The organism is Mucilaginibacter sp. SG538B (genome assembly GCF_013376065.1).
Taxonomy (GTDB): domain Bacteria; phylum Bacteroidota; class Bacteroidia; order Sphingobacteriales; family Sphingobacteriaceae; genus Mucilaginibacter; species Mucilaginibacter rubeus.
In genome coordinates this window covers 627,268-646,954 of record NZ_JABMJI010000002.1, presented here as the reverse complement: position 1 = coordinate 646,954, position 19,687 = coordinate 627,268, and the positions used below count along the sequence as shown (strand labels likewise).

General features: G+C 39.9%; 20 protein-coding genes and 1 tRNA gene. 8 read left to right on the top strand and 13 right to left on the bottom strand.

Annotation, left to right across the window (positions count from 1 at the left end; translation table 11 throughout):
• Positions 1-66 precede the first annotated feature (66 nt).
• The 4 genes from FHW88_RS12195 to FHW88_RS12180 all read right to left on the bottom strand — a co-directional run bounded on the left by FHW88_RS12195 (position 67) and on the right by FHW88_RS12180 (position 4,080).
• Positions 67-546: a hypothetical protein gene (locus tag FHW88_RS12195; RefSeq protein WP_176625654.1), complete on the bottom strand. Its 480-nt coding sequence runs from the start codon at positions 544-546 to the stop codon at positions 67-69.
• Positions 547-1,088: 542 nt separating this feature from the next.
• Entirely contained in the window at positions 1,089-1,880 is a 792-nt protein-coding gene (locus tag FHW88_RS12190) for a hypothetical protein (RefSeq protein ID WP_176625652.1), read from the bottom strand.
• On the bottom strand, positions 1,880-2,998 hold the full coding sequence (locus FHW88_RS12185; protein WP_176625650.1) for a hypothetical protein: 1,119 nt from the start codon (positions 2,996-2,998) through the stop codon (positions 1,880-1,882). The genes FHW88_RS12190 and FHW88_RS12185 overlap by 1 nt, the downstream gene beginning before the upstream one ends.
• A 434-nt stretch (positions 2,999-3,432) precedes the next feature.
• A complete protein-coding gene (locus FHW88_RS12180) occupies positions 3,433-4,080 on the bottom strand; it encodes a hypothetical protein (protein WP_176625648.1) in 648 nt (215 codons plus the stop codon).
• 382 nt (positions 4,081-4,462) lie between these two features.
• On the opposite strand from FHW88_RS12180, the gene FHW88_RS12175 reads away from it, so the two are divergent.
• Complete coding sequence (locus tag FHW88_RS12175) at positions 4,463-4,609, top strand: hypothetical protein (RefSeq protein ID WP_176625646.1); 147 nt, start codon at positions 4,463-4,465, stop codon at positions 4,607-4,609.
• 91 nt (positions 4,610-4,700) lie between these two features.
• Here FHW88_RS12175 and FHW88_RS12170 read toward each other — a convergent pair whose 3' ends face one another.
• Positions 4,701-5,264, bottom strand: coding sequence for a hypothetical protein (locus tag FHW88_RS12170; protein ID WP_176625644.1), 564 nt, complete (start codon positions 5,262-5,264; stop codon positions 4,701-4,703).
• A gap of 51 nt (positions 5,265-5,315) precedes the next feature.
• Between FHW88_RS12170 and FHW88_RS12165 the strand changes: the two genes are divergently transcribed.
• Positions 5,316-6,728 (top strand): protein kinase domain-containing protein, encoded by a 1,413-nt coding sequence (locus FHW88_RS12165; protein WP_176625642.1) that lies wholly within the window; start codon positions 5,316-5,318, stop codon positions 6,726-6,728.
• A 2-nt stretch (positions 6,729-6,730) separates the two neighbouring features.
• On the opposite strand, the gene FHW88_RS12160 is transcribed toward FHW88_RS12165, so the two are convergent.
• The 5 genes from FHW88_RS12160 to FHW88_RS12140 all read right to left on the bottom strand — a co-directional run bounded on the left by FHW88_RS12160 (position 6,731) and on the right by FHW88_RS12140 (position 10,746).
• Positions 6,731-8,011, bottom strand: coding sequence for a hypothetical protein (locus FHW88_RS12160; protein ID WP_176625640.1), 1,281 nt, complete (start codon positions 8,009-8,011; stop codon positions 6,731-6,733).
• Between the two features lie 13 nt (positions 8,012-8,024).
• Positions 8,025-8,708, bottom strand: coding sequence for a hypothetical protein (locus FHW88_RS12155; RefSeq protein WP_176625638.1), 684 nt, complete (start codon positions 8,706-8,708; stop codon positions 8,025-8,027).
• A gap of 7 nt (positions 8,709-8,715) precedes the next feature.
• Positions 8,716-9,567, bottom strand: coding sequence for a hypothetical protein (locus FHW88_RS12150; protein WP_176625636.1), 852 nt, complete (start codon positions 9,565-9,567; stop codon positions 8,716-8,718).
• Between the two features lie 83 nt (positions 9,568-9,650).
• Positions 9,651-10,283, bottom strand: coding sequence for a hypothetical protein (locus tag FHW88_RS12145; protein WP_176625635.1), 633 nt, complete (start codon positions 10,281-10,283; stop codon positions 9,651-9,653).
• A gap of 64 nt (positions 10,284-10,347) precedes the next feature.
• Positions 10,348-10,746 (bottom strand): hypothetical protein, encoded by a 399-nt coding sequence (locus FHW88_RS12140; RefSeq protein WP_176625633.1) that lies wholly within the window; start codon positions 10,744-10,746, stop codon positions 10,348-10,350.
• A 111-nt stretch (positions 10,747-10,857) separates the two neighbouring features.
• Here FHW88_RS12140 and FHW88_RS12135 point away from each other — a divergent pair, with 111 nt between their 5' ends.
• The 6 genes from FHW88_RS12135 to FHW88_RS12110 all read left to right on the top strand — a co-directional run bounded on the left by FHW88_RS12135 (position 10,858) and on the right by FHW88_RS12110 (position 16,799).
• The gene (locus tag FHW88_RS12135) at positions 10,858-12,402 is read left to right on the top strand and encodes a hypothetical protein (RefSeq protein WP_176625631.1); all 1,545 of its coding nucleotides are present in this window, start codon (positions 10,858-10,860) and stop codon (positions 12,400-12,402) included.
• Between the two features lie 140 nt (positions 12,403-12,542).
• The gene (locus FHW88_RS12130) at positions 12,543-12,809 is read left to right on the top strand and encodes a hypothetical protein (protein ID WP_176625629.1); all 267 of its coding nucleotides are present in this window, start codon (positions 12,543-12,545) and stop codon (positions 12,807-12,809) included.
• Positions 12,810-12,847: 38 nt separating this feature from the next.
• The gene (locus FHW88_RS12125; RefSeq protein WP_176625627.1) at positions 12,848-14,224 is read left to right on the top strand and encodes a hypothetical protein; all 1,377 of its coding nucleotides are present in this window, start codon (positions 12,848-12,850) and stop codon (positions 14,222-14,224) included.
• Between the two features lie 404 nt (positions 14,225-14,628).
• Positions 14,629-14,702 (top strand) — tRNA-Asp (locus FHW88_RS12120).
• A gap of 250 nt (positions 14,703-14,952) precedes the next feature.
• Positions 14,953-16,170 carry a site-specific integrase gene (locus tag FHW88_RS12115; protein WP_176625715.1) on the top strand — a complete coding sequence of 406 codons (1,218 nt, stop codon included), beginning with the start codon at positions 14,953-14,955 and terminating at the stop codon, positions 16,168-16,170.
• 71 nt (positions 16,171-16,241) lie between these two features.
• Entirely contained in the window at positions 16,242-16,799 is a 558-nt protein-coding gene (locus FHW88_RS12110) for an ORF6N domain-containing protein (protein WP_255485322.1), read from the top strand.
• A gap of 70 nt (positions 16,800-16,869) precedes the next feature.
• Here FHW88_RS12110 and FHW88_RS12105 read toward each other — a convergent pair whose 3' ends face one another.
• Genes FHW88_RS12105 through FHW88_RS12095 form a run of 3 tightly spaced genes read right to left on the bottom strand, consistent with a single transcriptional unit; the run spans position 16,870 to position 19,654 of the window.
• The gene (locus FHW88_RS12105; protein WP_176625713.1) at positions 16,870-17,658 is read right to left on the bottom strand and encodes a metallophosphoesterase; all 789 of its coding nucleotides are present in this window, start codon (positions 17,656-17,658) and stop codon (positions 16,870-16,872) included.
• A 47-nt stretch (positions 17,659-17,705) separates the two neighbouring features.
• Positions 17,706-18,761, bottom strand: coding sequence for a hypothetical protein (locus tag FHW88_RS12100; RefSeq protein ID WP_176625711.1), 1,056 nt, complete (start codon positions 18,759-18,761; stop codon positions 17,706-17,708).
• Entirely contained in the window at positions 18,758-19,654 is an 897-nt protein-coding gene (locus FHW88_RS12095; protein ID WP_176625709.1) for a tyrosine-type recombinase/integrase, read from the bottom strand. Before FHW88_RS12095 ends, FHW88_RS12100 begins: the two co-directional genes overlap by 4 nt.
• Between the last annotated feature and the right edge of the window lie 33 nt (positions 19,655-19,687).

The window sequence follows — 19,687 nt, the reverse complement described above, 5'->3', positions numbered from 1 at the left end:
TATATCCGCTGCGCGGGATGCCGCTCCTATCCGTAACGCGCAAAGATTAAAATTATTAGACAGTTGTTATTTATTTGAGCAATCTTGAATAAAATCCAATTCGTCAGCAGTATATGAACCCCATATTGTTTGATTGACCGAATACTGTTTTGCCGCAATGAATGGCTGGTATTTTTCGGTTAAGGTATTTGTAATTTCACTTAAACAGGTTCCGAGATCATCCACAAATTTAGTTAAGAAAAAGCAAGAAACGGTTCCATTACCAAGGATGACATGATTGCCAGCGATATTCAATTTTGAACCGGATCGAACACCTAAAATCAATTCCTTGATAGTCATGCAATAACCGATATACACATCCAAATCCTTATTCGTTGCAATATCTACAATCAGGTCTTTAATCTCCTGTGGGTTTTCACAATTGGCAAAGTATTTCTGCGCCCCAATAAGGAAGGGAATCGTGAGCCCATCGCCTCCCTTAAGCCGCCACTCTGTTAATAAAATTTTCCAATAACAATCTTTTATCGTGCTCGCTACCACTTTCATAATAACATATGTTTTACCTGATAAATATAACTTAATCTGTTCAATGAAATCTGTTATTGTGATTAGCTACTGATCGGCAAGGCGGATTAGTACAGGCAGGTTTATCCATTCATTACGCTATCGCTTCATTCATTACTTCACCCACCTGTACGACAATAAAGCAGGGAGTATGGCTGGCGGTTACCCCACGCTTTACCCCTGCCACGATTTCGCGTTGCTACATCCAGGCACTTTGGCGCTTACCGCCCTCCATACCCCTGCTTTCACACTCATTTAAAACAGGCTTTTCGCAAAAAGGATAAAAAAGAAAAGCGAAACTACTGTCCGGCAGCCCCTGCGCAACCATAATGGCCTCCCGGCCACCTGCGGGACTTATGTTGCTCCGGGCCTGCCTCCCTGGCTTCTGATGCTTTCTTTTTTATCCTTTTTTCTTTGTTAAAAAGACTTTTGAGGAAGGGGTTAAGAAAGAGAAAAATTAACAGAGTTTTTCACCTTTCAACGGTCTGTATCACCCGTGAGTTGCCTGCTAATGAAATTGCTGGTTATGCAACTTTTTGTTTAATATTCGACTTTTGAAATGCAATATTTAAGTTATTGAGATCGGTTTGATTTTGGTCTAAAGACGGATTTGCCCTTTTAGGATATGGTCTAATTGTGTAACGACAAAGCGAAATTAATTTCGCTTTTCTACTTTTAGAACCTTGAAACCAAACATATTTATGTTTGGGTTGCCTATAGTGAACTTTCCATCCGTGAGCAACCAAATCTTTTTTCTTTAATTTTCGCCTTCTCAAAGATCGTTCAGAAATAACATTTCCTGCCAAGTCTTCAAAATATTCTCTAAGTCTTCCTGGTTCCCTACCAACTCCTTGTCCAATGTAATACCAATTACATGCCTGATATACTGTTCCAATTTCGCCAGCTTCTGGATCAGAGTAGGCATAAAATATTTCCCATCCAAATTCTTTTTGTGCCATGGCTACGGCCTTCGAAATAAAAAAACTCGCCGCATTGGGTGGTGCTAGATGAGAACATGCGCCCCTTTCCAAGCAAATACTTTTTGGTGATAATGCTAAACCACATATATTTCTGCTTTCATGACTTGAGGGAACACCAAAGTTAATCGCGCCAAGCAAAACGCCGTTCTTAAAAAGTCCGTAGCAAGCAAAAGCCCTGCCCATAGTCCCTAACCATTCGTATTCTAAAATTATTCGTTTCGACTCGTCTCGAGTGATTCTACGAACAAAACAATCTCCAAGATCATCAAATGGCTTACAATCAATATCTTGTTCTGCTTTCTTATCTCTAATAATCCTTTGGTGGCTTTTTAACATCAGTACGGCTTTTTCCCCCCCCAAAGTCGGAATATCCAGATCAAAATAGCTGCATTTAAAAAAGCAGCCGCAATTTTCCAATAAGTGATGGCAAATATTATCTGTTGTAAGTTTTGTTGCTTTAGTTTGGAATAATCCAGGCCAACCAAAAGCGTGCATATAACCCACAGCAGTGTGGTAAGGACAACTTGAAGCCAAAAATATGAACCATCTTCAAGCTTTAAGTCCATATTGATGCGCGGGCTGTTAAAGTTGAATGGGAGTGAGGTAGTAATACGTGAGAATACGAAGCCTAGGTTTTCGGTTTTCTCATCGGTGTAACGCTTAGGGGTGAACTTGATAATCCGATAATCGGATCTTGTAGTCAATTCTATCCTATCGTTAGAATCAAAACGTAATGAATCCTTGCCTTTTAAAATGGTTTCAACTGTTGCATTTCCTTTTTGACCAGGATATTTGAAGCTAAAATCGATCGTGTAGGTTGTACCCTTGACAAGTTTGTAATATGATTTATAAATTGGTTGATCAGCTGTGCCTGAATTTTGAATAGCTGGAGAAACGTCCATTTCTATTCTTGCGAAGACTGTTTCATCTCCCTGCTTCGCAACATAAGTATGCGTCGAAGCAAGTTGATCAGTAACTTTTTCCCATGCCTCTACCCCATATATAAACTTTCCGCTATCACCTATAATATCTTTTCCAGCAAAGGCATAAAATCCATCATTTGTAGATTCAGGATTGCCATTTGTCAGCTTAGGCCTAAATGGAAAGTTGTTGATAAGTTCATTAGTGAAATTGTTGTTGTCTTTTGGGTAAATGTAGTTTCCTAACTCAACCATAAACAATAATCTATTGCCATCTTGATAGCATCCTTTCAAAATTCCCTCGCGAACAGGATGATACGAATAGCCTGCCACATAAAAACGATCAACAGCTATTATTACAGCCTTTTCATTCTTCAATTTTAAGTATGTATCTAATTGAGTCCCATCAAAGTAATGCTCAGTGTCTGAATAAGTGTATCTGTACTCATTAATCCACCCCGATGGATAAAACAAGGTATTTAGCAAATTAACCTGATAACCAAGTCTATACCCCGAATTAAATAAATACACCATTGAATGAATTCTAAATTGATTATAGTAAAGTTATAAAATTTAAGGCTTATAATAATATGTTCGACAGAATTCTTAAGTTCCAACTTTTGCAAGTTAAAGCAATCTAATGTTCAGAATAATTGAAATTTTATATACTTGATTATAAGTATTTGCGGCAATATCAAGCGAAGTAAAAATGGTGAGTGATTTCTGTTTATTAAAAATCAATAGCCGGTGTCGTTAGCGATACGAATAAATTCACTATCCTCCATCAAGGCTGGAAATCCAATGGCGATAAGGTCGTCATAAAGTGGTTTAATACGGGCTATTATATCCATTAGATAAGCTTAGATAAACTGTAAATATACGCTACGATATAAGTGTGTAAGACCAACCTTAAAGCCAAAAATTTTGGCTTTAAGGAGGTAGTTAATGTTTAAATCTCGCGACGATAATCAATCGATACCATGTTTTAGCCGGAAGTCCGGGTCGGTCATATCTCCGTGATAAAAAGTTGGCATCACCTCTGGCTCGCTATAACCGATATCACCTGCAACACGCGGAAGCCTTATTTGGACTTTGGAATGCCGTACGGGCTTTTTTGCGCCTGCCGGGTAATCGAATATGACAGTCATCAAGACCTCCAACTCTGTCGTTTTGATGTCTACATCGATAACCCAGGTTAATTCTTTTGGGTCCATTCCCATCATGCGAATATTTTCATAGGCGCGATTTTCTGCAAAGGCCAGTGCCACCTCGTGAAAACCTGGCCATATTTTACCATCAAACTCTTTACCGGCGACAATTGGCGCGTAGACACCTTGTGCAAGTACATTGCTGGCCGGGAGCTCCGGTGGCAGGTTTTCCAAGGTTTTCCTCCGTTCATCGACGAACAGTGTGGGAGGGTTCAGAATGATGATCTCCGCCTCGTTCAGGTTAATCATTGAACAATCTTTGTCTGCCAGTAAAGAGGCACGAGAGGAATAGCCAAAGTACGCCGCCACAAGTTCATGCGCGTGGGACGATTTTAACTGAATTCCGTAATTGTTTTGAGTGAAAGCGCGTAACGAATCTGCGCAAAGTTTTGTGATCTCAAGTTTCATAGCAACTTTTGTTAATATTTTGGCTCATACGGCTACCGTGAATGTTTAAAGACAACCAAGCCAATGGTTAACAAAAAATTTGCTTTTGACTTGTGAATAATTTATTGGCCTCGCGTTTCAGTCATTCACAACTGGGGCGCTCGATTCCTATAACGAAAATAGGAAAGCGCATTTATAAAAACAAGGGAAATTTTAATATCCTATTAAATTAAGTAATCGGCTACTAAAACTTAATCCGTGCAATGTATAGGTAGGATTGTTTTAAATATTCGTTGGCTGTCACTGATGAGATACACATTTTATACTCGACATTGCCATGTGGAAAAATAGCTTTTTCTGAAAGTCGATATGTACGTATCTTTACCTATATTATTATTAGACAATGGCTAACCAAAATATAAATGTAAAAGATGTGGTGAAAGTGGTCAAGGCACAAGTTGTTTCTACTACTAAACCAATCAAGGTACAACCACCTACAGACATTACGAATGTAAGAGGTGATACCTTTATACCTGATATTAAATTGTAAGAGATTATGGCTAAGGAACAAACTAAAGTCGTTGCGGCGAATATACAAGTCAAAGCTATTAAGACACAGCCGGTAACTGACGTAGTAAAAGTTATGAATGGTGCGCATAAACGTCCAGAAGGAATCCGATAGTCGGGGATAAAATTAGTCCGATTACAGTAATCTTTAATGCCCGCTGGTTTCTGGCGGACATTTTAAGGTTTAACGTATCATTCTTTTCACTGCGGACTTTATTCTCTTTGCATATATGCAATATGAGTTGAAGATATTGTTCGTCAGCAGAATCTTCCGCATTGATCATATTGTTGTTGATCAGCGTCTCGGGGTTATTACCTGGAATTCTAATCGTGTAAGCGGTCAAGTTCTTAAAAAGTAAAATGAATGCCGTCAGAAGCGTTAGCAAACAGCAAACGGCGGTGAAATGCTGGAAATCCGTGATCTTTTTCAGGTCCGTTAATATATAAACCCCTAAGCCGGTTATTACAGGCACTAATAGAGAAGTAAGTTTATCAGCTTTGTCTCTGATAGATTTTGCCGATTCTATGGAATGTACAAGCAACTTTTCTGTTTGTGCCAGTGTCAATTCTGCGCTCTTTTGAGATATTTTATCCCAATGCGTTATATCCTCCGGCCAGTATTTTTGGTGACTGCTCATTTTATTTATATTGCAAATTACGGATATTACCAGTTAAGTCATTGTTAAAATATGAGATCAGCTTCCGAAGCTCAAAAATTGCTAAATAGATTAGGTGCACCGTTTTGGAAAGTAACACGGATATTAAAACCTGGCGGGCAGGGCTTTACTTTTGAAGTCATCAATACTCATGATGATCAAAAAGGTGTATTCAAATTGCTAAAAGCCGACAATGACTTAAGTCGCCAGCGGTTTATGAGAGAGATTGGCTTTTTATCAGATAGCAAATATCATCATCAAAACATCGTAAAAATTCTGGCTCATTCTGATGATCCCAACAACCTGTGGTATATATCAGAACTAGGCATCCCATTAGATAAATATTGGGTTGATTTTAAGCAAAAACATAACGATCAGCCTGGAGAGTTGGTAAATAGGGCGGTTTTTATTGTAAAAGAAATTTTAAATGGATTAACAAATTTACACTCAAAGACCAGCCCGATTGTTCACCGTGATATTAAACCCGGTAACATTGTGGTTATCGGTAAGCAACCAGTACTTATCGATTTTGGGACCGTGTTTTTACCTGATGACACCAGATTGACGCATACGGATGATGCCATTGGTAATAGAAGATTTAGCCATGACAGTATGATGTACCGTTTAGATGAAGTCTCACCGTGGTTAGATATATTCCAGCTTTCACAGGTTTTAATTTGGATGCTATCTCAAGACCCGGTAAAAAACTGGCAAAGACCGTTGGATTACAGGTATGTAAGGTATCTGCCAAATATCGAAACACAATATATCAACTCCCTGTATGCTTTTACAGGTAGTTGTGCCGATGAGTCCATCGCTCCCAAGGCTGCGGGAAACGCTATTGAATTACTCGACAGCCTGTTTTATTTCCCTAAACACAATCTATCCACCGAGAACCTGGATACTATTAAGGTTGCGGTTGAAAACGTAAAATTAAACCACACGATCAAAACTGCCAACGACACAACTGAACGATTAGAAAAGCTACAGTTGATTGATGGTTATTCGACGTTATATATCAAATTTCATGATGAATTACTTACCGTAATACAATCATTACTTAATGAACTTAAAAAAGTAAACTTAAGTAGTTTTGTAGTGCAGAGCGATGGTCTCACGCCAGGTCCATTTGTTACGAAATGCAAGAACGGGCAGAAAGGCCATAACCAGTTGCAAACAACCCGCATCTACAGGATAGTCGCTGAGGAGAATGTATATTTTACATTGAACTTTTATAGCAGCTTTATGTATGATTGGTTTGCGGCGGGAGAAAACCCATTCTTTTTTCAATTTCAAGCACACTTTGGAGGAAAAAGCAACAGCTTGATAATTGCAATTGACAAAAACGGATCACCATTTAACCGCGATTTGGGGAAGTTGTCCTTTGAAAGAATTATTGAAATTTTGAATAGCTGGATAGCCGATCCTGCACTATGGAATATTTAGCACTATATATTTACATGAAAGCCCCCTTTTTGTTTGATGTAGGTAAACACACATCTGGTCATTGCCTTATCGCCAGGTGCGATATACCATATTGATTCTTTTTTCTCATAGTGCGGTTGTATAACCATAATTAATTCACCCTTAGTGTGGAAATCGCGCGCAATCAGTCTCCAGTTGATTGTCACTGTAGATTCGCCGATCATTTGGGGATGAATAAAGAAAGTATAGGATTCAAAGCTATCCTGCTGAACCAAAGTGTCATCAAACGACTTTATTCTGCCCTTATTTGTCCCGGTTTTCCTGCTGTGGGTTTGGTAAGTTTTATTGATCCCTTGTGTAATGGTGGGGCCTTCGATATCAAAGTCCTGGAAAGAACCTGTAAGTTCAAATTCCAATTTATAATTTTCAATTACCTTTGCCCCAGTGTTTTTGATAAAGATCTTAAAGGGGCACACCGGTTTGTAATCGTATGTTTCGTTAAAGAGATCCATTTTATCCATCTCTTTTTTTCGCGGAAAAAGCTTAGGTGGCTGCCCGTTGATTAAAATCGTCACATCACCTTTTTTGAAATTCCTTTGTGGGATCAGCGACCGCAGGTTGTTCTTGACCCGATGATAAAAGGGTAACGATTTATTAATTTCCTTATATGCTTTCCTAAAAGCCTCTCCAAAACCTGCGGTTTCCTCTTCGTACTCTTGTGGGGTTTGTTGTCTGTGAATCTGCACATCCATCAAAAATTCCGGATGAAATACCTTGGAGGTTTCGCCATTGTCCAGCGTTACAGCGACCGCAAATTGCCCTATCAAATCCTGGTTATTCAGGTACCAATTGAGCAACAATGAATTTTGCTGTATCACATCTGAAATAAACTCCCAAAAACAAATTTGTATGGAGAACAAACCTTTTTCTTGACTTGCCTGGGAACATTCCCTAACATATTCCTCAATTTCCTTGCCCCGATACAATGATGTTGCAATAACCAGGTGCCCCAAAGCTGGCCTAAATTTTATGGCCTTTTCAATTTCTGAATCAATTTCAGTTTTTGCCAATTTATTGAAAGCCCCGCTTTTGAAATGCAGCCGTTTGTTTTTGCACTGAACCCCATACGGCGTTACTTTCCCTTTGGGAACACCGACAATATCAACTCCGTCCTGGCCTTGTGCGTTAGTCGAGTTAAAATCTATTTGATCCGGAATTTCCCACAATAAACCGAATGCGCGTAAACATATCTGTTCAAAAATAGCCCAGTCCTCCGGCGGCGGTAATTGAAATTTTGCTTTCATATCAGTCTGATCTTCAAATTTTTCCGGGTACGGGCAAGCTTAACAATATACTCTTAACGGTGTCACCCCAATCGGTCAAACGACGATGGCTTACCTGAATGATATTAGGGTCTTGCTTCCAGGCTAGTTTTCGATCGCTTTCCGTGGGTAGTTTTAAAGTAATGGAAATCAAACCAAGCGATTCGAATGCATAAAAAGTATTCCGGCCAAAGTTGAGGAACGTTTTATCAGTCAGGCTTTCCAGGTCAGCAACGGTCAAACTGTCAATGATATGGCTAAAGCGTTGGTAGAAATCAAAGGTAATTTCCTCCCTTGCCAAATATTGCGCCGCCATTGCAAGATATTTTGCTTTTTGTTCATCATCATACCTATCCAGTGCTTTGATAGAGAACTTGCCAAACTTGGTGCGGTATTTTTCATCACTCTGTATTTTAGCGATCATCTGCTGTCTTTTATCGTTTGGTGTTTTACCAATAGTTTGCAAAAAGACCACGACTTTTTCTAAGAAAATAGCGTCCCGGATCGCTTGAGTAGCTTTGATGCCTTTGACCAAATGAGAAATGATCGGAATATTTTCGCCTACATTCATTAATTGTTCTATCGTATAATCCGATAGCTCACCGACAATTTCCAGCAAATCTTCTTTTGCCACGGACGTTTCCAACGTTTCTCCAACTATATTTAAGCTTTGCTCCATGGCGATCTTAAGTTAAAGGTTGAGTTTGCATATCCGGGTAACGCGGTTGGTAACCCGATAATTCAAAATTGACAAATTGATTGCTGTTGACTTCGTAAACATAAAAAAGCCAATCCTTAAAGGCTAATGTAAAGTGGAGTTTGGAGAGCTGCCGTCCGATCTTCGCCGATAAATTAGCTTTTAAATCATCGTGATGATCTGTAATATAGCTATGAATTTTATAGAGCTGTCTTAAAAATTCATCCATTTCCATTCCCGCCTCTAAACTAAAGCCGCTAACCGCTGATCCTAAACCAGGGGCGTATACGTGATCGTCCACCTGGGTCAAGAACATATGTCCTTTTTTTCGCATGATCGCAATCTCTTGTTCATTGAATTTCGGGAATATTTCTATTTCCTCCTGTTGCACCCGAAACTGCTGGTCGAGTTGCGGCCAGTTATCCCGGACAATTCTCAATAACTCCCGTTGTGCAAAAACATCATCTTCCTGATGCGGCCTGATATCAATGAAGTAAATACTTTCGTCAGTAACATGTGCAAACAGCAAATAAGCTGACCGGTCATTAAAATAATCCGTTGGTTTGGCTTTATTGAGGTTAAGGTGCAAGTGGTGGATTTTCCAATCGTTAAGCAGGTGATCATGAACGCCTAACCGAAAAGTGCCCTTGCTTAAAAAAGGATTAATATCCTCTCCCGCAACACACTTCTGATTGATCATATTTAACACTATTTCTAATCCAAGCTGTTGAGCTTTCTTTTCCAAACCCGCGCTTATCACTACTGCTCTGGGTCGGGTCTTGATATACTTATGCTTGAAATTGAAGTAACTTTGTAAAATCTGCTGTGTAGCATTACCCACAGGCTCCAACCCAAAGCTATTCAGGTATTTTACAATGATTGCTTTCGCGTCTGTCAATAAAGGAAAGTCCATAAGCAGATTATTTAGATAGCGGTACAACTTGTTTTATTTACATAATTAAAAAAGCAATCGATTTCCTGCCAATCGTATACATCGGGGTTTTTGATATCCCAGCTAAATGCGCAGGTATAATAAAGCAGCAGCATATATTTATGGTACCTAACATAAAACTCTTGCAAGGTAATCTGGCTTTTATTGACCCTACTGATTGCAGGGTGAGAAAACCGATTTCGCATTTGCCGGAAATCTTTACCGAAGTCAGCCGGAACTTCACTTTCGATCAGGTGCTGGATTTCCCTCTTGTCCAGCTCCGGCCTGGCATTATATACCATGCGTTTGTTTCGGATCAATTTCTTTACTTCCTTAAAAAGTAAATTGCTGATCTTCGGGCCAATTGCTGCGCCCTTTGCACCCTCCAATTGATCTGCGTTTCGGTATTTGATTACTCCTTCATAAAAAGCATAGAGGTGGCGGATAAAATTTCCATAGGCTGTAAATGCAGCCAGCCGCATTTCTTTATTATTATTTGCCATCAATAGCAAGCTGGCACTTGACCCAAATTGGTGAAGCTGTTGTTTGCAGCACCAAAACTCGTGGGAAAGCGTTACCGGTATGGAGCGGTCCTCATTTTTTAAAATTTCATTTGTAGTTCCCATTAATAACTATCTTTTTTCACAAAGAAACTCACGCAGTGCGCAATCTATTTGCGTAGTGTTATCTTTAATCAATTAAAGGCTTTCCATCAACCGCTAAAGCGATCTTATTCATTTGGCTGGCAACCGCAAAAAATCCGTTGAGTATTTTGTTCATTTGTTTCTTTGACGGGTTTTTAACGCCTGAAGCATACTGTCGGATCAGGCTCGGGTTAAGGTCAATAAACCGTGCAAAGCCGGTTTTATTGATAAAGTCAAATTCTTCAAAAACGGCGGTCACGTCATAAGTATGCTCAATAATAATACTATCCAAACTGCAATATTTTTTGCAGGCAGCCCTTACCTTTTCATCCAGGCGGCTGATATTTTCCGCAGCAATTTCATCACCATATTCTCCATACCTGAAAAAGCCAAAATAAGCCTGTCCGTTATGCCTGATCTGCACCTCTATTTTTGTTGGTTTCATATTCGTAAAAATAACTAAAAGTAACGAAATCGCTACTTTTAGTTATGCACAACACATTCTTTAAGCGCCGGACTTTACACATTTTCTTATCTTTAACTATAATTTAAGTATATGCCGGTCAGCAAAGGACGAAAGAAGAAACATAAAAAAACAAAGCCTGTTCATCATCAGAAACCAGCGTCTGACGAGGTATTTGAAAGAGATGGAATGAGAATGGAGCGGCGGGGTAAAGTGACTTATTTGCATAATACGCGTACCGAAGCAGAGCATCAAGCGTATCTAGAAAGCCTTCCGGCCATTTTAACCGAAATAGACCTGAGTATAAAAGAAGGTGCTGAAGCTATTCTCGCCTATTTTGAAGCATTTGATAACATCGCGTTATTAGGAGGGCTGGCCATAAATCATCACGAAAATCAAACAGACAAAGATGATGACGGTATGGCTGAAACCATATTGGAATATGCTATCAATATTTGCGCGGCATTACCTGTTAAAAGTAAGCCACTCCCCAGTTGGGAGGATATTGAAGAATTGATCTTCAATTTAAGAAACCTCAAAATGGTTTACCATCAACGCGTTATTGCAGAATCGGTTAATAGCAGGAATTTACGTCCGGAAGATGATAAGATGATCGAACTGCGTTTCCAGGCCATGTTGGAAACACTGGCCATCCGGGGCAATGGCTACTTTTTCCATGTACGTGATTTGTTCCTCGAACTATTTTCAGGGCATGATGCCTTTATGCTGGAACATTATGGGTTTGCAGCAACTGATATTGTAAATACCGAGAAGGAATTGGAAGATGCCTGGAAAGCAAGATTGGGATTTGATAGCGATTTTCCGCATCCTAATGTGATGATGGTTTTCGCCGATTGGGCCTTTAATAAAATGCGTCTACCCGTTATGAATGAAGCTAACCTTGCGGCATTTCAAATTGATCATCCCGAATACGTCGTTGAGAATGGCCGGATAGTAACCTATGCCACTAATGACCCTAAAGATTTTGAAGGGCTTTTCCGAGTTCGTTTTACAAAACCAGTGCAGGAAAAAGTAGTACGCACACTGGCCATGAAGTTTGGCGACAATGCCGCTTATTTATTGCCGCCGGCAAATGCCCATATGCTAGCTGATAGCGGAACGCGGGTAAAGCTATTCCTGCAATCGGGGGATGACCATTTTTATCATTTCGCATTACCATTATTGTCAAGAAATTATCTGACCATTGGCCAATATTTGCTTGAACATGCTCCAAACGATGATAAAAAATACTTTAAAAAATATTATCAAAACAAGCAGCATTCAGGTTCGCGGGATCGATTTTTAGAGGAAAAAGTCGAGCGTCTATTCAAGAATTTTTTACTATCTGTTCAGTTCGCGCCAAACACAGCGTATCCGTTACCGGATCAAAAACCGAATGCGAAAAACATCGAATACACCGAATTGGATTTACTCGGTGTCGGAAAAAGCTATACCTACTTAATCGAGGTCAAAGCTGGTGAATTAAATGCTGCCGGTAAACGGGGTGCCATTGATAGCCTGGTGAACCGCTTAAAAAGAAATGTTTCTGAAGGAGACTTTCAAAGCAATCGCGCACAAATTATATTCAAGACAATGCCGACCCTGTTTTCAAAGAGGGCGATAAGGAAATACATATAGATAAATCACTGCCAATTTTTCGCATAGTTGTTACGTTAGACACTTTTGCAGGCTTACTGGCAGGCGCATCGGTATTGGAGAATGCTGCTTTGATCGATACAAAAAATGGATACCCCTGGATTATTAACATCTATGACCTAATGATTTTTGCAGAGATCATTGAATCTGAAGAAGACTTTACGGATTACCTGAAACTCCGGCTTGACCTCAACAGCTGGAAAGAGTTTTCCACCGGTGATGAAATTAATTTACTTGGACACTTCCTTAGCGACCAGTTAAATTTTGAACAGCGGCATAAGAAGCTTGACAAGTTTATGCTGAATAGTTACTTACAGGAAATTGATGCCTATTTTTATGATAGGCAAAGCGGATTACCTGGCAAAAAGCCTACGCGGCGATCACGATAATAATATTTCCTAATTTTAATGAATACCATTTACGCTGATTGAAAACACTTGAAGAACATAGAATTCAATTAAAAAAGATAAGCGACTACGCCTTTTCATATGGTCAGGAATTCGTTGGCGTCGAAAAAATGCTAAGAATTGCTAATAGGACAGCGAGTGCAAAAGTCAAAAAAATATTCTTTCAAAAATGCCATGAAGGTTTCAAATTGGCGCAAGAACTTTTGATTGAGGAAATTCAGTATTATCAATCCCTTTATCGCACATTCAATCAAGATTTGAAAGTTAGCCGGACTGAACGGGACAAAGAGAAGCAGAAAAAACTTGAAAATGATCTCCAAATAGTTGAAACCCGGCTATCTGCTCTGTCGCATATTGCTGACGGTATAGCTTATCAATTGCTCGGCGGGCGAATACATGTAATGCGAAGATTACATATCGGAAAACAAGGCACTAGTTTTTTAGAATTTTCAAATTTTTCTCACACTAAGGCAATCGTAGATCAGATCAATAAGAATCCTGATGACTTTGCATTTATCTCCGATTTAAGCAGTTTTATACATATCGGTGATTTACTTGTTTTTTCCAATGGGGAAGTAAAAATCGTGGAGCTGAAAGAGGGTAAAACTAATAAGGAAGTTTCCGATTTCTTGGAAAATGTCAACATTAAACAGGATACGCTTGACGATGCAGAATTAGCAGAAAAATTTGATAAGCATACTGCAAAACAAATTAAAAGAAATGTTAGACAGCGGAAGCGGGGAATGCAATTTGAAGAGGTAGTTAATAATGATAAAGGGATTGACCCGGCGACTGGTGAATACATACACATGCCAACCCCAACCATTGATGCTGTTTACTACAATGATGTGTTAGCCGAGATGGAAGAATCGCTTAAAACGAAGAATTGGGTCTATCAATATCTACCTGGTGGGGTGCACATCGGTATCTATAAGAACGACGCGCTTTTGATGGCTAAATTTGCGATTGAACATATTGTAAAAGAAAAAACCCCAAATTATATATTAGTCGACTGGCAGAGCATCATTGATCAGTTATCAGAGCCATTATTTTCAAAGCCTCTTTCTCCCGATTTTATTATCGATATTTTAAGTGGCAGGGTAAGAGTTATTATAGGCTTGGATTGCGATGAACTAATCGCCGAATTTTATAGATACGGATTAAACGCCAAGTGGCTTTCGCAAAAAGAAACTATGCAATTAAAACAGACCAATAAGAACATTGAGGGGCTTTTTGAAGTAAATGGCCGGGCAATTTCTGTATCCAAAGAAGACGGCACTAAAATCACGATTTACGGGGGAATAATCTCTAAAATTTTATACGACAATATTCTCCCCGGAAGTATTGCAGATCAAATAGCAGCTACCGACTATACTGACATGACTGATCACGAATAAATATCGAAATAATAGCTATCAACATTAACGCTTCAGTGTTTTTTCATTTTCTGCTATCGATAAAGGATAACTGAACATTATCTATCTGTTGATTGACAAACAATGTTTATTTGAAGAATATTGAAACCTATTTCCTTTGTAATAACCTCCTCATTTCTTACTTTTGTATTAGTCATTTGAAATCAAACAGCTTAAAAATAAAAGTGAGTTTTAAGAGAGTTGCTTTTATAAGAGTTAGTAAAATATTGAGAATGAGCGATTAGTGAACGTAGTTCATGTCCCGTCCATTCCGCTAAAAGCCTTACTGAAAAGTAAGGCTTTTTTGTGTTTTAAGCTTTTTTTATTTTAAGTTCTACAATTTGTGTAGATCAAAAAGGTTTGTATATTTGCAACCCCAAACGGGAGGAGTGGTAGTTCAGCTGGTTAGAATACATGCCTGTCACGCATGGGGTCGCGGGTTCGAGTCCCGTCCATTCCGCAAAATCAATATTGAAATTGAGCAAAACCCTTCAAATGATATCATTTGAAGGGTTTTTTGTTTTTAGACTACTCCAAATTATTCATCTGAAACCATAATTCAGGTGAGTAATCCGGTGAGTCAATTAAAGTAGCTCAATGACTCACCAATTCTGTTGCAACTGTTTGATATGCAGCATGTTCGGTAAATGAACATCTTGCGCTCAAGTGATGAGAAAATTAATTTTGTTTCACTATTAATCCTCATTATTATGAGAACAAACGTCAGTCTGCTTTTCTATTTAAAAAAGCCAAAGCACTACCAATCAGGCCCCATGCCCGTTTACCTCCGATTTACTGTTGATGGTAAACGATCAGAAACCGCCAGCGGAAGAACCTGTGAGCCCTCCCGCTGGAACAACAAAGCCGGAAGACTTACCGGAATGAAAGAAGATGTCCGTGCTTTAAACAATTATCTCGATGGATTACAATCTAAAGCATTTGATTGCCACCGGATCATGACCCTGCATGATGAACTAATCACTGCCGAAACCTTAAGAAACAAGTTTATCGGAAAGACAGATAACGTAAGAACAATTACAGCTGTCTTCGCCGATCATAACAAAAAAATGAAAAACCTGGTAGGGCAGGAATTTGAGAAAAGCACTTTGCAGCGCTACGAAACTTGCTTGATGCACATCAAGGATTTTATGCAATGGCAGTTCAACGTATCGGACCTGCCTGTTACCAAGATTAGCTTTTCCTTTTTAAATGATTTCGAATACTATCTAAGAAGTATTCGCAGATGCGGTAACAACTCAGCTATCAAATACATTAAAAACTTTGGAAAGATTGTTAGAATTTGTCTTGGTAACGGATGGTTAACCGTCGACCCTTATCTCAACTATAAACCAAAAACTTCAAAGGTTAACCGAGTAGCACTAACGAAAGACGAACTCAAAGCCATTTTGGAGAGAGAAATGCCAGTAGAGCGGCTGAAACTGGTTAAGGATATTTTTCTGTTTAGTTGTTATACCGGTCTTGCTTACGTAGATGTGAGTAAGCTTAAACGTTCTGAAGTACTAAGGGGAATCGATGGTGAAAACTGGATATATACGAACAGGAAAAAAACCGATACATTATCCCGGATTCCCTTGCTCCCTGCTGCGCTCGAAATTATGGAACGATACCAGGAAAACCCGCAATGTCAATGCGATGACAGGGTATTGCCGGTATTAAGCAATCAGAAGATGAACGCCTATCTTAAAGAAATCGCCGATTTGTCTGGGATCACTAAAGTACTTACTTTCCATATTGCCAGGCACACATTTGCCACCACCATCACGCTGAATAATGGGGTGCCGATAGAAAGCGTTGCTAAAATGATGGGGCATACCAATATCAAAACCACACAAATCTATGCTAAGGTGATGGATCATAAGATCAGTGAGGATATGAGTCTGCTGAAGCAAAAGTTAGCTGCAAGTTGATCTATATCGAATACGGGATAGTCTGCTATCCCGTGTTTCCTAACTCATAAGAAGATTCTGGTAATTTAAAAATGAAGATAACAATGGTAAATAATGACTTAATACCCGAGGAGATCGTAGTAAAACAGATTTACTACATAAGAGGCCAAAAAGTAATGTTGGACAGCGATCTGGCAACGCTCTATCAGGTAGAGACTAAACAATTGAAGAGACAGGTCAGAAGGAATATCGAAAGGTTTCCAGGCGAAGATTTTATGTTTGAACTTACACCAGATGAGTATAGTTTAATTTCAAGGAGCCAAAATGGCACCATGAAACAAGGTTATAATATTAAATATGCCCCGATGGTTTTCACTGAATTAGGTATCAGCATGCTCTCAAGTGTTTTAAACAGTGCATCTGCAATTCAGGTAAACATCAGGATTATGCGAATTTTTATTCGCTTACGCCAAATACTCTTAGATAACACAGAGTTGAAGCTGGAAATAGAACGTATCAGAACAAAACTGGAAAGCCAGGATAAAAATATTGACTTGCTATTCGGCTATCTCGATGAACTGATCGAAAAAAAATCGCAGCCAATGGACAGAAAAAGAATCGGCTATATGCCGGATACCGATAGCTTTTAAAAAACAGGCATCCTATTTTAGCTCTACGTATTTCAGGAACACTGGCATGGATTCCATGCCAGTGAATCCTTTACGCTATCTGTGCATCAATTGTTATTGTCTTGCCGCGATCAAAATTGCTATGCTCATCCTGGTGTACATATCCGAGTTGATTAGTCAGCAGCTTAGTTTTCCCGATATTAAACTCAGGAGTACCGTCGTGATGATGGCCGTATATCCAGTAGTCAGCACCGCTGTCTTCGATAAAAACATCTAAATCTGTAGCAAAAGCTTCATTTAAAACGCTGTCTAAATATTGCCTGGGATAATGCTGAAATGTGGGCACATGATGAGATACAACGATGGTCCTGACATCCTCATTCCGGTTATCCGCTCCAGCCTTCAATGCAGTTTCGAGAAATGCCAGGGAATCTGAATGCATTTGGTTGTATTTTTCGACCGAGAACAACCTGCCCTCATCTCTGATCACCCTGAAATCCATCATCCCGCGTTCAATATAACGGGCTTTATATTTCGATATTTTCGACCATAGTGTCGTAAAATGGATCTTGACCCGGTTCAATTCAATAGTAGAATTATTAAGCAGCGTCACGTTGGATTTTATCGACTCCTGAAAAGCGCCTGACCTGTTAGCTAGATCGAAATGGTAAAATTCGTGATTGCCGGGAACCCAATACGTATGCTCATAATTGTCGGCAAGTAAACTAAAGAAATCGCTATGGCGGTCAATATCTTTCAATGGTATTATATCGCCCGCCAATAAAAGGATATCTCCATTTACCTGCAAAGGGTTTGAAGCCATATAATTCCGGTTTTCCGGAAACTCCAGGTGAAGGTCTGAGGCTATCTGTAGTTGCATAATTGTAAATGTATTTAGTATTTATTTAACGATGGCACACTCAAGCTTCAGAAATCATTCTTATCCGCATCTTTTAACCATTCATCGTTGGCCGGATTATAAGGATCCAGCCAGTCTGCTTTAGCATTCGCCCAGGCAAACCATTGCGGATCGGGATCCGGCATAGCCAATGTATATTCCCGGATGAGCTGAGACTGCTTCCAGCGTTCGGCATCCCTCATCAATTCTTTAAAAGCTTCTTTTTCCTGTTTCTTTCTGGCTTCAAATTCAGCTTTTTCTTTTCTTTCACGTTCCCAGTTTGCCTGCCAGATCCGCGCTTTCTCCAGGTAAAGTTCTTCCTCTTTTGCAGCCAGTTCCAACTTTGCCAGTATTTTGGGTAATTGCTCTTCCAGCAAAACAGCTTTGAGATCCTGCCATTCCGATTTTAGCCTCGTATCAATTCTGAAAACGACTTTCCCGTTCGGGTGCCATTCATAATCACGATAGGATTTATCATATACCCTCACCTTGGTCGTCCGCTCCCGAAATGTCACTTTTAACCTGATATCGCGTATCACAACATAATTCCCATCGTCATGCAGTTCAAAGAAATAGCCGCATACCCTCACGCATTTGATCAGCGTATCCATAAAGCGGAGTGCACGCCCTACGTTAGCAGGTGAGACTTTGATATCCAGTTCCCGCTTTGCCGTGATTACCATGCCCGGAAAATTCGGATCGGTCAGCCTTTTCAAGCTCTCCCTGGCAGCGAGCGTGACCGGCTCGGGCCTGACGAGACGATCAGGCACTCTGAAAGGCAGCTTTTCGGATGCTATTTTCCTGGTATGAATTTTTAGTTGACAAGCCTTTTTCACAGGTGCACCGGCGGGTCTTTCTTCAAATACAGCTGGTTTATAGATTTTGCCGGTTACGGGCAGCACAGGCTGTTTCAGTTTATGCCCTGCCTGGATCTTAGCCCATTGTCCCCGCTTGGGAACAGGAACGTCCATGCGGATACATAACTTACGAAAGCCCACATCAGATATGATATATTTCTTCGCGATCAGCGTCATGGGTGTTTCCCAAACAAGCCGGTACAACTCTTCACGTGTAAATGTGATCATAATACCGGGGCTGCTGCTTTTAATTCCTCCGTATCGAACTCACCCAGGCTGCGCAAGTATTTCAATGTGATGACCACTGAGGAATGTCCCATGATCTTTTGCACCATATAAACATCCTTTGTTCGGCGAAACACGTCAATTGCAGCAGTATGCCGGAAAGAATAAAGGGTTTGTTTGGGATAGATCAGGCCGTGGCTTAGCATTTTCTTTTTTTCGCGGTTCCATTGCTTTCCGAAATAGGTTTGATTAAAAGGTTCGCTAACACCGCTAAAGATATTGTCTTCCCTTTTTAACGCCTGTAATACCGGATCCAGTTCTTCCCTGACGTAATCTGGCACGTAAACGACACGGATCTTGCCGCCTTTGTTTTCTGAGCCATCCAAATGAATTTCTGTATTGTCTTTCCTGAAGTGTTTCTTGGTTAACAACCTGATCTCTTCATGCGGGCGTAATAAGCAACCGTAAGTCATCAGGCAGCACCGGTAAAGATTTGTATGGTTAGCCTTCAGGAAAGTAAACACAGGCTCTAACTGTTCTTTTTCGTAAGCTAAATGGAGTGTTGCCTTGATTCTCCTGGACTCTGTTCTTTTCGCAGCCATCAAATCCTCGTCGATCATTCTTGAAGCGAGGTTAAAAAGTATGTTCAGCTCCCGCCGCCTGTTCATATAATACGTTGCGGAGGAACTGAAAAGCTGTAAGAACTCTTCGATCCTAGAGGTGGTCAATTCCCGGATCGACATTTCACGTCCTTCTGCTCCGAGAAATTCCATAAAATGGTTAAAAGCGTAGCGTAAATTGTTTTTGTGGTGCTTGCTTAGATCGGATTCGAGCTTTTTATTCAAGGCCTGCTGGAATAGCAGGCCAATTGCATCATTTTTTATTTTTTCGTTCATTAAGCAAAAGTCTTTCACCGACAGTCAAAACGG